The organism is Flavobacteriales bacterium (assembly GCA_025210295.1).
Lineage (GTDB): Bacteria > Bacteroidota > Bacteroidia > Flavobacteriales_D > Parvicellaceae > S010-51.
This window is the reverse complement of sequence record JAOASC010000046.1, coordinates 359,605-371,148: the sequence shown is the minus strand read 5'-3', so window position 1 is coordinate 371,148 and position 11,544 is coordinate 359,605. Positions and strand designations below refer to the sequence as shown.

Annotated in this window: 9 protein-coding genes and 1 rRNA gene; 8 read left to right on the top strand and 2 right to left on the bottom strand. The window is 32.9% G+C overall.

Annotated elements, in window-relative coordinates; all coding sequences use genetic code 11:
* Positions 1-13 precede the first annotated feature (13 nt).
* From rrf to N4A35_15380, 5 genes are all read left to right on the top strand, one after another.
* A 5S ribosomal RNA gene (gene rrf / locus N4A35_15400) occupies positions 14-125 on the top strand.
* A gap of 144 nt (positions 126-269) precedes the next feature.
* The gene (locus N4A35_15395) at positions 270-716 is read left to right on the top strand and encodes a c-type cytochrome (protein ID MCT4582796.1); all 447 of its coding nucleotides are present in this window, start codon (positions 270-272) and stop codon (positions 714-716) included.
* Positions 717-866: 150 nt separating this feature from the next.
* Positions 867-2,819 carry a DNA topoisomerase (ATP-hydrolyzing) subunit B gene (gyrB, locus tag N4A35_15390; GenBank protein MCT4582795.1) on the top strand — a complete coding sequence of 651 codons (1,953 nt, stop codon included), beginning with the start codon at positions 867-869 and terminating at the stop codon, positions 2,817-2,819.
* 110 nt (positions 2,820-2,929) lie between these two features.
* Complete coding sequence (locus tag N4A35_15385; protein MCT4582794.1) at positions 2,930-4,129, top strand: M20 family metallopeptidase; 1,200 nt, start codon at positions 2,930-2,932, stop codon at positions 4,127-4,129.
* 64 nt (positions 4,130-4,193) lie between these two features.
* Positions 4,194-5,372 (top strand): acyl-CoA dehydrogenase family protein, encoded by a 1,179-nt coding sequence (locus N4A35_15380; GenBank protein MCT4582793.1) that lies wholly within the window; start codon positions 4,194-4,196, stop codon positions 5,370-5,372.
* Between the two features lie 74 nt (positions 5,373-5,446).
* Here the strand turns inward: N4A35_15380 and N4A35_15375 are convergent, their stop codons facing one another.
* On the bottom strand, positions 5,447-5,674 hold the full coding sequence (locus N4A35_15375) for a hypothetical protein (GenBank protein ID MCT4582792.1): 228 nt from the start codon (positions 5,672-5,674) through the stop codon (positions 5,447-5,449).
* Positions 5,675-5,795: 121 nt separating this feature from the next.
* On the opposite strand from N4A35_15375, the gene N4A35_15370 reads away from it, so the two are divergent.
* From N4A35_15370 to N4A35_15360, 3 genes are read left to right on the top strand one after another with little or no spacing between them, the layout of a single operon-like run.
* Positions 5,796-8,792, top strand: coding sequence for a histidine kinase (locus tag N4A35_15370; GenBank protein ID MCT4582791.1), 2,997 nt, complete (start codon positions 5,796-5,798; stop codon positions 8,790-8,792).
* Positions 8,793-8,849: 57 nt separating this feature from the next.
* Positions 8,850-9,089, top strand: coding sequence for a hypothetical protein (locus N4A35_15365; protein ID MCT4582790.1), 240 nt, complete (start codon positions 8,850-8,852; stop codon positions 9,087-9,089).
* Positions 9,090-9,148: 59 nt separating this feature from the next.
* Complete coding sequence (locus N4A35_15360) at positions 9,149-9,706, top strand: CPBP family intramembrane metalloprotease (protein ID MCT4582789.1); 558 nt, start codon at positions 9,149-9,151, stop codon at positions 9,704-9,706.
* On the opposite strand, the gene N4A35_15355 is transcribed toward N4A35_15360, so the two are convergent.
* A complete protein-coding gene (locus N4A35_15355; protein MCT4582788.1) occupies positions 9,691-11,469 on the bottom strand; it encodes an ABC transporter substrate-binding protein in 1,779 nt (592 codons plus the stop codon). The genes N4A35_15360 and N4A35_15355 overlap by 16 nt on opposite strands.
* Positions 11,470-11,544 lie beyond the last annotated feature (75 nt).

The following is an 11,544-nucleotide window of genomic DNA, read 5'->3' as shown; positions in this document are numbered from 1 at the left end:
GATATTAACCGTTTTCGGTGACTATTGCAATGGAGTCCACCTCTTCCCATTCCGAACAGAGAAGTTAAGCCCATTAGCGCAGATGGTACTAGAGTAAAATCTGGGAGAGTATGTCGTTGCCGGTTTTTAAAAAGCCTTTACAAAACTATTTGTAAAGGCTTTTTTTTGATGAAAACTTTTTAGCGATACCTAAAAGAAACTATAATTATGACATATATCAGTTATGCATTTTTCTTTTTGTCATAACTTTGTCACAAAACAAAAGAGGTATGAAAAAGCTAATTTATTTTGCAAGTGTATTATTTCTAATTTCATGTGGTTCTGAGCCTAAGAATAATGATCATGAGCAACACGAAGTTAAAAAGGAAGTAGAAGTTAAAGAAGAACAACAAGAAGTTGCTGAAAAAGTAGAAGAAGTAGCTGAGGAAGCTGAAAATACTTTTAGTGGAGATGCAACACTAGGAGAAACGCTTTTTACAGATAAAGGATGTGTTGCTTGCCACCAAGCTGAAGAAAAAGTTGTAGGACCTAGTTTAAAAGAAATTTCAGCAGGTTATGCCGAGAATGGAGAGGCAATTGTGCTATTCCTTAAAGAAGAAGGTGAACCAATTATTGATCCTGATCAATATGAAGTTATGAAAGCTAATTTTGGGGTAACAAAAGAAATGTCAGAAGATGAATTAAAAGCTTTGGCAGCTTATATTTTGAAACATTAAGAATAGTTTTACAGACATATTAAGAAAAGGGCTTTTATAGCCCTTTTTTTGTTAATAACTATTACTTATGAGGAGGCTTGTAAAGCTCAATTTTACATTGATTTTAGTATCTTTGTTAGGTACACATTAATAGTAAAGTTCATTACAAATATGAGTGAAGAAAATAAGAAAATAGATTATTCAGCTGATAGTATTCAGGCACTTGAAGGAATGGAGCACGTAAGAATGCGTCCTTCCATGTATATTGGAGATGTAGGAGTAAGAGGATTACACCACTTAGTTTATGAGGTGGTAGATAACTCTATTGATGAAGCATTAGCAGGTTACTGTGATACGATATATGTTACGATTCTTGAAGGCGATGGTATTCGAGTAAAAGATAACGGTCGTGGTATTCCAGTAGGGATTCATAAAAAGGAAGGCGTTTCTGCACTTGAAGTGGTAATGACTAAGATTGGTGCAGGAGGAAAATTTGATAAAGATTCCTATAAAGTATCTGGTGGGTTACACGGAGTAGGTGTATCATGTGTTAATGCCTTATCTGTTAATTTAAGAGCGTCAGTCCACAAAGAAGGGCGTATCTGGGAACAAGAGTATTCGAGAGGTAAAAAGAAATATGAGGTTAAACAAGTTGGAGATACAGATTGGAAAGGGACAGAAGTTGAGTTTTACCCAGATCCTGAAATATTTGACTTTTTAGAATATAACTATGAAACGCTAGCTACAAGAATGCGTGAATTAGCATATTTGAATAAGGGAATTACTGTTGAGTTAGTTGATGAAAGATCAAAAGATGAAGAAGGGAACTTTAAAAAAGAAGTATTCCATTCAACAAGAGGATTGTCTGAATTTGTTGAATATTTAGATGGAACTAGAGAGCGCTTAATAGCAAGTGTTGTTAGCATGGAAGGTGAAAAGAATGGTATTCCAGTTGAAGTAGCGATGGTTTACAATAATTCTTATTCTGAAAATATTCACTCTTATGTAAATAATATTAATACCCATGAAGGTGGAACACACCTGTCGGGATTTAGACGAGGGTTAACACATACCTTAAAAAAGTATGCTGAAGAATCTGGTTTATTAGATAAATTGAAGTTTGAAATTGCAGGAGATGATTTTAGAGAGGGATTAACTGCAATTGTTTCAGTAAAAGTGGGAGAACCACAGTTTGAAGGACAGACAAAAACAAAATTAGGGAATAGAGAAGTGACTTCTGCTGTGAGTCAAGCAGTAAGTGAAATGCTAAATAATTATTTGGAAGAAAACCCAAATGATGCCAAAGCTATTGTTCAGAAAGTTATCTTAGCAGCTCAGGCAAGACATGCCGCTCGTAAGGCTAGAGAAATGGTGCAGCGTAAAAATCCTATGGGAGGAATGGGCTTACCTGGTAAATTAGCTGATTGCGCTTCAAAAGACGCTTCTATTAGCGAAATATACTTAGTGGAGGGAGATTCTGCGGGGGGTACTGCAAAGCAAGGTCGTGATAGACATTTTCAAGCAATTATGCCGCTTAGAGGAAAAATATTGAATGTTGAAAAAGCAATGCAACATAAAATATTTGATAACGAAGAAATCAAAAATATCTATACTGCTTTAGGTGTACGTATTGGAACAGAAGAAGATTCTAAAGCGTTAAACTTGGAGAAATTAAGGTATCATAAAGTCATTATTATGTGTGATGCCGATGTTGATGGGAGTCATATTCAAACACTTATTTTGACGTTCTTCTTTAGATATATGAAAGAAATGATTGAAATGGGGTATATCTACATTGCTACACCTCCTTTATATCAAGTTAAAAAAGGAAAACAATCGGAATATGCTTGGGATGATGCTGAAAGAGATGGCTTAATCCAAAAATTAAAAGGAGCAGGATCTGACTCAAGTGTTGGTGTACAACGTTATAAAGGTCTTGGAGAGATGAATGCTGAGCAATTATGGGAAACCACAATGAGTCCAGATAACAGAACATTAAGACAAGTTACAATAGAATCTGCTACAGAAGCAGATAGAATCTTTTCAATGTTGATGGGAGATGAAGTTCCTCCGAGAAGAGAATTTATTGAACAAAATGCTAAGTATGCTAATATTGATGCATAAATAGATAACATTAAATATCAGCCACTCTTATTTTTAAGAGTGGCTTTTTTATAAGTTGACAACCCCAAGGGTAAGCTTTAGTAGAAGTTGAGATAGTCTGATTAAAAGCAATGAAAGAACAACTGAAATTTAAAATAAAAGCATTGGTAGATGAATGCAGTAATGATATTATTAAAATAAGACATCACTTGCATCAATACCCAGAATTGTCTTTTAAAGAATATCATACTGCGAAGTATATTGCTAAAGTTCTGGAAGATTTTGGTATTGAACACCAAACAGGAATTGTAGAAACAGGAATTGTAGGTGAAATTAAAGGTAAGAACCCCAATAAAAAAGTGATCGCTCTTAGAGCAGATATTGATGCATTACCTATTCAAGAAACTTCAAAAGTTAAATTTAGTTCAAAAAATGATGGTGTAATGCACGCGTGTGGACACGATTTTCATACAGCATCTCTGTTAGGAACACTATATATTCTTAAGCAGTTAAAGGATAGTTTTGAAGGGACAATAAAGTTCCTATTTCAACCAGGAGAAGAATTATTACCTGGAGGAGCTAAATTAATGATAGCAGAAGGGGTTTTAGAAAATCCCCAAGTTCAAAGTATCACAGGGCAACATGTATATCCAGATTTAGAGACAGGAACAATAGGAATTAAGTCAGGAACATACATGGCTTCGGCAGATGAGATTTATTTTACAGTCAAAGGAAAAGGAGGCCATGGAGCTCTTCCACATCTTTCAATTGACCCAATAGTGATTACCTCACATATTATTGTAGCCCTTCAACAAATTGTAAGCCGAAACTGTAGCCCATATACACCAGCAGTACTTTCTTTCGGAGATATTCAAGGACATGGAGCAACGAATATTATCCCGAATGAAGTGAAAGTTAAAGGAACCTTTAGAACTTTTGATGAAGAGTGGAGGGAAGAAGCGCATGGAAAAATGATAAAAATGGCTGAGGGTATAGCTGACGCAATGGGAGCAACATGTGAGTTTGAAGTGAGAAAAGGGTATCCAGTTCTTGAAAACGATTCAGAACTAACAGATTTGAATAAAAAATCGGCAATAGAATATCTTGGAGAAGAAAATGTTGTAGAACTAGGTTTACGGATGACAGCAGAAGATTTTGCATATTATTCTCATGAAGTTCCCGCTTGTTTTTATAGAATTGGAACAGCTAACCAAAAGAAAAATATTGGAGGAGCTTTACACCATGGAAACTTAACAATAGATGATGAGGCGCTAAATGTTGCTATGGGATTAATGGCATACCTTTCAATTCAACAATTAGCATATAAATAAGAGGATAAGCTTTGTCATAAAGCGATAAAAATATTAATTTTGAACAACTAAAACTATAAATAATATGAGTACAGATAGATACGAAGCACATGATTACTATTTAATGGATGATTTATTATCAGATGAGCATAAATTAATTAGAGATTCAGCTCGTGCATGGGTTAAAAAAGAAGTTAGCCCAATTATCGAAGATTATTACGAGAGAGCAGATTTTCCTAAACAAATTATTCCTGGACTAGGAGAAATAGGAGGTTTTGGACCATATATTCCTGCTGAGTATGGAGGAGCAGGATTAGACCAAATAGCTTATGGTTTAATTATGCAAGAGTTAGAAAGATGTGATTCTGGTTTAAGGTCTACATCTTCTGTACAAAGTTCTTTAGTAATGTATCCAATTTGGAAATTTGGTTCTGAGGAACAAAAACAAAAATATTTGCCAAAATTAGCAACAGGAGAATTTATAGGATGCTTTGGTTTAACTGAACCAGACCATGGATCAAACCCTGGAGGAATGTTGTCGACTATTAAAGATATGGGAGACCATTACCTACTAAATGGAGCTAAAATGTGGATTTCAAACGCTCCTTTTGCTGATCTTGCAGTAGTATGGGCAAAAAATGAAGAAGGAAGAATTAAAGGAATGGTAGTAGAGAGAGGAATGGAAGGGTTTGAAACTCCTGAAATGCACGGTAAACTATCTTTAAGAGCTTCTGCAACTGGAGAATTAATCTTTAATAATGTAAAAGTTCCTAAAGAGAATATTTTACCAAATAAAGATGGTTTAGGTGCTCCTTTACAATGTCTAGACAGTGCTAGATATGGAATTGCTTGGGGAGCTATTGGAGCAGCTTTAGATTGTTATGATTCAGCTTTAAGATATGCTAAAGAACGTATTCAGTTTGATAAGCCAATTGCAAGTTTTCAACTAATTCAAAAGAAGCTGGCGGAAATGATTACCGAAATTACAAAAGCTCAATTGTTAACTTTTAGATTAGGGCAACTTAGAAACGATGGAAAAGCTACATCAGCCCAAATATCTATGGCGAAGCGTAATAACGTTGACATGGCCTTAAAAATAGCTAGAGAAGCTCGTCAAATACATGGAGCAATGGGAATTACCAATGAGTATTCGATCATGCGTCATATGGCTAATCTAGAGTCTGTAGTTACTTATGAAGGTACACACGATATTCATTTATTAATTACAGGTATGGATATTACAGGAATTCCAGCATTTAAATAAATTAACTCAAATAGAGACATAAAAAAAGGGTAATGAAAATTCTTCATTACCCTTTTTCTATTAGTAGCATGTTGTTATTTTAACTCACAACTCACTGATGCAGAAGCCCCTCCTGCAGATGTAGAAACACTACTCTCACATTGTGCTTTAGCATCACTTTTAGTCATTTTTTCTTCAGAAGTACTTGATGATACTGTCGTTACTCCGTTTGTTGTTGTAGTACACTCACAAGTATAATACTTTTTACAAGATGTAAATCCAAACATTGCGATAACACCTAATCCGATAAATAAGTTTTTCATTGTTTAATTTTTTTAGAGTTTTTGCTAAAATAATAAAAAAGATTTGAATGAATATTTTATCGTCTTTTTATCTTAACTAATAGTTATTCTTATCTTTAATGCATCTAATAAAAAACTATTGGTGAATCGATTACTAAAAATATTTCTACTTCTTCTGTTTGCTAAAATTTCTGTCATTGCTCAGCAATACAGTTTTATTAATTATTCTGTAGAGGATGGTTTAGCTCAAACACAGGTATTTGACCTTGAATCAGATACTGAAGGTTATGTTTGGGTAGGTACTGCAGGAGGAGTCAGTCGATTTGATGGAGAAAGTTTTGTGAATTTTTCTACAGAAAATGGGTTGATAGATAACACTGTAAAAGAAATCGTAGTCCATAATGAAAGTGTATGGATTGCTTCTCAATATGGAATAACATGTGTAAAAAACAAGAAAGTAGTTTCTTGGGATTTAATGTCTATAGCTCAAGGTAGAGGTATAGCAAGTTTTACGTTTGATCAAAGTAATAGTTTATGGTTAGCAATAAAAGGAAAAGGGGTTTATAAAATTCCAGTGATAGAAAACCAATTAAACCTCACCGAAATTGTCCATTATTCTCTAGATCAAAAGAACTTAGTAAAAACCATCTTTTGTGATAATAATGGAACAGTATGGGCTGGTGGAACAAATATTCTTGGCTTTTTTAAAGATGATTTGTGGAATTCAGATTCTACTCAGAACTATCATTATAGTGTAACTAGTTTTAGTCAAGCCAAAGATGGCGAAATTATTTATTCTACTCAAAGCAATGGAATTTTTGCATTGGATAATCAACAAATAACAAACATTCCATTTAGTAAGAATTTTGGAACAATAAATCATATTTATAATGATCAACAAAACAGACTTTGGATTAGTACCAATTCAGGAGCTTTTTTGTTGGAAGATCAGGAAGTCAAACACTTTACCGTTAAAAACGGATTGATCAACGATAGAGTAAAAAATATTATTGAAGATCGAGAGGGAAATATTTGGTTAGGGACAGATGGAGGAGGAATTATACGTTTTACGAGTGATGAGTTAGTTAGTTACTCAAAGCTTGATGGTTTGAGTAGCGATTATATTCTATCTATTTCAGAGGATGTTCAAAATAATATCTACTTCTCTACTTATGGTGGAGGAGTGAATAAATTTTATGATAATAAAATTGAAATCATCAATCAAAAAGATGGAATAGGAGATAATACAATATGGGCTTCTCTAACTTATCTGGATTCTTCTTTATGGTTTGGAACAGCGAATGGTTTATCAATTCTAAAAGATAATAAGTTGACGACATTTAAGAATGTCGATTGGTTGCCATCAAATAAAATCTTAGCAATAAAAAAAGATGAGTTTAATACGATTTGGGTAGGAACTTCTAAAGGCGTAACTAAAGTAGGTATGGGGGAAGTGCATAAAGTTTATAAATACAAAGAAAACTTCCCAGCTAAAAACGTCAGAACCATCGAAAATTCATTAACAAATAATATTTGGTTAGGAACTTCATCTGGTGTTTTTGAAGTAGATGGAGATAGCATTAAAGCCCTTGATTTTAATGAGTCTTTACAAAATAAAATAGTTTATTCGTTAAAAAAGGTAAATGACGACTTATTGCTAATAGGTACAGGAAATGGACTATATGCATATTATAAAGGCGACTTAAAACGAATTGAGTTACATGAGTCATTTAGTGCTAACAACATCAACTTTATTGGAATAGAAGATTCTAATTTCGTATGGGTAGGAACAAATTATGGTATTTTTGAACTGCGAACCCCTGATCTATTTCAAACAGATAAAAGTGCAATTCACCACTACTCGACAACGAATGGACTTCCTAGTATTGAAACTAACTTAAATGCTTTTTATAAGGATAAGCGCGGCTTTTTATGGATGGGTACCAGTAAAGGTGTAGTTAGGTATAAACGAAAACGAGAAAGACAAGCAAAAGTATTACCTACCATTAAAATTGATAAGGTTCAATTATTCTTGAAAGATACAGATTGGAAAAAACATACTAACTCAATTAATGAAAATACCAACTTACCCGTTAATTTATCTGTTGGCTATAAAAAGAATTATTTTACGTTTTTTTATAAAGGAATTTCAATAAAACAAAATAAGGAGCTGAGATATAGTGTAAAACTAGAAGGGTTTGATTCTGAATGGTCTCCAATAGTCACACAACAATCAATTACCTATACCAATTTGCCTCATGGCGCTTTTACTTTTAAAGTAAAAGCAACAAACGATGGGTTTAATTGGAGTAAACCAGCTAGTTTTTCTTTTGTAATCAAGAAACCTTTTTTTCTTTCTTGGTGGTTTTTTATGTTATTGTTTGTGCTGATGATTTTGATTGGAGGAATTATTTGGAAATGGCAACAACGGGTGAGCAAACGAAAAGCATTGACCCAAAAGTTATACTATAAATCAAAACTTTTAGCTCTTGAACAGCAAACATTAAATGCTAGTATGAACAGACATTTTATCTTTAACTCATTAAATTCCATACAATATTATATCAATACAAAAGATCGGATATCAGCTAATAAATATTTAACCAATTTTGCAAAATTGATTCGGAAGAACTTAGATAGTTCAGTTTCAGGAAATAACCTGGTCTCTCTTTCTGATGAATTGGAACGCCTAGCACTTTATTTGTCGTTAGAAAATATGCGTTTTCAAAGTAAATTTAGCTATGAAATCAACCTCAGTCCTGCAATTGATTCTGATATGATTGAGGTGCCACCTATGTTTTTACAACCTTATGTAGAAAATAGTATTTGGCATGGAATTTTACCCCTAAAACGTAAAGGGAAAATTCAGATTAATTTATCTGTTAAAGAGAATAAAGATATTTTTATTGTTATTGAAGATAATGGTCTAGGAATAGATAAAAGTTTGGAGAATAAGAACAAAGATGGACACGCTTCTAAAGGAATGCTAATTACTTCAGGAAGATTAGAAATTCTGAAAAAAACAACGAATCAAGAGTTTAATATCAAAGGGCCTTATCAATTAGAAAATGATCAAAAAGAAATACTAGGAACTCGTGTAGAAATAACAATAAAAAGAGAAAAAGAGAAACTTTTTTAAAATTTAAACGTTAATAATTTTGAATTCTTAGTAAAAATGCTTTAATTTTGTACTGTAGTGAAACTAATTATTAAAATATCATTATTCTTTTTGTTTGTATTTGCTCTGGGGAGTTGTACAAAGTATGCTCCGTTGGAGAAAAAAAATACTCCATTAACAACGCAAGAAGAAAAGTCTTATAATCAAACACCAGTTGGTGATGATGTAATGATAACGGATCCAGAAAATGAAGACGATATTGTCGATGTAAATATCACAATTACAGATCCAGAAAATGAAGATGATATTGAAGAATAGTAATCAATAAAATTTTAGATAACTGATAAAGCGGCTTTTAATAGCCGCTTTTTTTTGTCATGACTAAAAAGAAATTATTAATATTAGGTCTAGTCACACTATTGGGCTTTACAGCTATAGCATTTATTATTCATTACTTTACTGTAGAGAGTAGTTTTTTTTCGCTTTTCAAATCAGATTATAACATGCTGCTTCAAATAGGAGTAGGAGCAATATATGGCACAGCAGTAGCTCTTATAGGTTGGAGAGTAATGCAGTTACCATTGTTAAAACCAGAATTAGCTAAATATACCGCAATCTTTAATGGAGAGACTCTTAACTTCTTTACCATTACCTTCATTAGCTTATGCGCTGGAATAGGGGAGGAAATATTTTTTAGGGGGATTCTACAAGGCTATTTAGGGATTCTACTAACCTCCATTTTATTTGTTGCAATTCATGGATATTTAAATCCTAAAAATTGGAGAATTTCAATTTATGGATTGTATATGACTTTAGTAATAATAGGAATTGGGGTAATGTCGAATAAACTGGGATTAACAGCAGCAATAACAGCTCATGCTTTGATAGACTTTGTATTACTGTATCAAACAAAAAATAGCTATAGCCCTTCTTGATGTGCTGCTTTTTTTCTATTTTCCAAAACTTCTTCTTTTGTTAAAGTTTTGATATAAACTTCAGCTAAATCATAGTATTCCATTGGGTTATACTTGAAATTTCTAATTTCTGACTTTCGTAAATAATAATCTTCATTGTACCATAAAGGCATTAATGGAGCATCTTCTATTAATATCTTTTCAGCTTGTACAAAATAGTCATAGCTTTCTTTTTTGCTTTTTGCTACAGATCCTAGATGAAATAAAGAATCAAAAACAGGATTCACATATCTCATAGTATTAGGGTGAGAGGGCTCTTCTAAACTTTGAGGAACATTTTTACCATAACAAAGTATTAGAAATGATTCTGGAGATGGAAAATCTGCAACCCAACCAGATCTAAATATTTCAGCTTTTGCATATTTAGAATGTTCTATTTTATCTTTAAATGAAACTTGATCTAATTCAATATTAATGCCTAGTGTGCTTTTTATTTGATTAACAATTTCGTTGGCAACTAAACGATGCATACCACCATCATTATTAACTTCTAGTCTGGTATATGGAAAGTTTTTTCCATTAGGATACCCCGCTTCAGCAAGGAGTTTTTTAGCCCTTTCAGGATTATAAGTATAACCTTCCAGTATGTTGTAGTCATAACTACTAAATGTTGGGATTTTAGGTGTTATTCCATGTTTAGCAATATTTCCTTGACCCTTTAAGATATTAGTAGATATTTTACTTTTATCAATAGCATAACAAAAAGCTTGTCTTACTTTTTTATTGCTAAAAGGAAGTCTTGTCAAATTAAACTCATAGTAGTTAACCCCCATTTCTGGTTTACGATCCAAAATGGTTTTAGGTGGAATTTGATTAAAGTTGGCAATGTCTTCAGAGATCACTGATGCTATTTTAGATCCTGGTAACCCATGGATAATTGAAAGCTTTCCTTTTCTAAAAAGTTCCAATTCCTTAATTTTTGATGACTCAAAATGGAAGTGAACGGTATCTAAATATGGCAATTGATTTCCTTCTTCATCCATTAAATAAAAATTAGGATTAAAAGTCAGGTAGATGTCTTTCTGTCCATCAACAGGTTCGTTATATAAAAATGGACCTGTACCAACTTTCATTGCCTTTCCATATTTCTCAAAAGCCTCTTTTGCAATGATAGATGTTGAAACGTGTGCTAAACCGTATATAAATGAGTTGTTTGGATTGGTCAGTGTCAATGTAACGGTAGAATCGTTAATGATTTTGATTCCGCTTATTTGATCAGCTTGGCCTTCATAAAATTCAGAAGCCCCTTTTAATTTATCTTTCAATAAAGCATTAAAATTTAAAGAAAACTCAGGTTGAGAGAGCAATTCAAACGAATATTTGACATCTTGCGCTGAAACTTTTCTCCCTTTCCCCTCATTAAAACACGGGTCATCGTGAAAGAAAACATTTTGTCTTAAGTAAAAAGTATATTCCAATTGCGAGTCGCTAATATTCCAGTCTTTAGCAATAGCAGGTAAAACAGATAAGTCATTCCCATCAAAACGAACTAAGCCATTGTGTATTTGGGAAACAATTTTAGTAGATGTAGCATCTATAACTTCAGCTGGAAATAAAGACGTGTTTTTTTCAGATTCGGCCAAATGTAAAGTACCTCCATATTTTACTTTAGAACCTTTGACCTGCCTAGATTTTCCTTTTGTTGAAGTATCTTCTACTGTTTCCTCACCACCACAACTCGTAATGGCAAAAATGGCAAAAAATATATAAATAAAACTTCTCATAAAAAGATCGATCTAAAATTTAGAGTCTAACTACAAGAATACGGACAAAATTTGACATTACAAAGTTAGAATTCT

Excerpts from the sequence above, each read along its gene's own strand:
- gyrB (MCT4582795.1), top strand. The coding sequence starts at position 867 with ATGAGTGAAGAAAATAAGAAAATAGATTATTCAGCTGATAGTATTCAG.
- N4A35_15360 (MCT4582789.1), top strand. The coding sequence starts at position 9,149 with ATGACTAAAAAGAAATTATTAATATTAGGTCTAGTCACACTATTGGGC.
- N4A35_15385 (MCT4582794.1), top strand. The coding sequence starts at position 2,930 with ATGAAAGAACAACTGAAATTTAAAATAAAAGCATTGGTAGATGAATGC.
- N4A35_15355 (MCT4582788.1), bottom strand. The coding sequence starts at position 11,469 with ATGAGAAGTTTTATTTATATATTTTTTGCCATTTTTGCCATTACGAGT.
- N4A35_15380 (MCT4582793.1), top strand. The coding sequence starts at position 4,194 with ATGAGTACAGATAGATACGAAGCACATGATTACTATTTAATGGATGAT.
- N4A35_15395 (MCT4582796.1), top strand. The coding sequence starts at position 270 with ATGAAAAAGCTAATTTATTTTGCAAGTGTATTATTTCTAATTTCATGT.
- N4A35_15375 (MCT4582792.1), bottom strand. The coding sequence starts at position 5,674 with ATGAAAAACTTATTTATCGGATTAGGTGTTATCGCAATGTTTGGATTT.